Annotated in this window: 2 protein-coding genes; both read left to right on the top strand. The window is 69.1% G+C overall.

The window, feature by feature from the left end:
• Positions 1–51 precede the first annotated feature (51 nt).
• Positions 52–459 carry a DUF6463 family protein gene (locus DBR12_RS19445; RefSeq protein WP_233244919.1) on the top strand — a complete coding sequence of 136 codons (408 nt, stop codon included), beginning with the start codon at positions 52–54 and terminating at the stop codon, positions 457–459.
• A gap of 29 nt (positions 460–488) precedes the next feature.
• Positions 489–869, top strand: a complete 381-nt coding sequence (locus DBR12_RS19440; protein ID WP_108618739.1) for a hypothetical protein — start codon at positions 489–491, stop codon at positions 867–869.
• Positions 870–1204 lie beyond the last annotated feature (335 nt).

The following is a 1204-nucleotide window of genomic DNA, read 5'->3' as shown; positions in this document are numbered from 1 at the left end:
CCCACCGCCACCAACCCCTGACCGCGTTCCCCTTCACGGAGCTTGCCCGCTATGTCCTTCACCGCCCCGCCCCCTCAGACGTTTCGCACTGCCTGGAAAGGCTGGTGGCTGCTCACCGTGGCCGCAATCCACACGGTGTTTGCCGCCGTCGTGTTCCTGCCTCAGCTGGAAGAGATCGTGCGGCGCGGGGTGATCGACTCCGTGGGCACCGACCCCATGGTGGGTGCCGTGGCCTGGTTCGTGCTGTTTGGCGCTGTGCTCGCCCTGCTGGGCTGGGCCGTGCTGCTGGTCGAACGCCACATGGCGCCCACGCCCGGGGCGCTGCGCCCGCTGGGCCTGGGGGTGCTGGCCCTGGCGCTGCTGGGCATTGCGCTCATGCCCGCCTCGGGTTTCTGGCTGGTGCTGCCACCGGCGCTGGCACTGTGCTGGGGCCCTGGCCGCCGGTCCACAAAGGCCTGATCCACAGTGGCCCCCGGGAGGAGAAAAACATGAATACATCGCTGGTCCTTGCCGCCCTGGGCCTGGCCCTGGTGGGCGCCATCCACTCCGTGCTCGGAGAAATCCTGGTGTTCCGCTCGCTGCGCCTGCGCGGCGTGGTGCCCACGGGCGGCCAGCCCGTGCTGCGCGAGGGGCATGTGCGCATCCTCTGGGGCAGCTGGCACCTGGTGACGGTGCTGGGCTGGGCTTTCAGCGCGCTGCTGTGGCGCCTTGGCACAGTGCCTGTGGACGCCAACCTGGGCGCCTGGGTGGCCGATGTGGCGGCGGGAGCCACACTGGCCTGCGGGCTGCTGGTATTTTTCGCCACCGAGGGGCGCCACCCCGCCTGGGTGGCGCTGATGCTGTTGGCCGTGGTGATCTGGTGGCGCTGAGCCCCACCGCGACCGTGACAAAAGTCACACCCCTCCCGCGTTCATCCGCCCCAGGAAACACAACTTCACAACACTTCGCAATTCGACTACACCGGCTTGACGCAGAGCCCGCAGCATGAAGGCTCCGGTTCCGACAGGAATCATTTTGAGGAGTTCACCATGGCCCGCAATGCACTCGCCGCTGTATCCATCGCCCTGCTGACGCTGGCTGCCGCCACGGCGGCGCACGCGCAGCACACCAGCGCCACCGTTGTCATCGGCACGGACGCGCCCCGCTACCACGGCCCTGCGCCGGTGGTGGTGCAGTACCAGGCGCCCCCGCCCCCCCGCTACGA

The organism is Acidovorax sp. HMWF029, from assembly GCF_003060895.1.
Lineage (GTDB): Bacteria > Pseudomonadota > Gammaproteobacteria > Burkholderiales > Burkholderiaceae_C > Acidovorax.
Note: the sequence above shows the minus strand (reverse complement) of the source record. Positions and strands in the feature narration are given on the sequence as shown.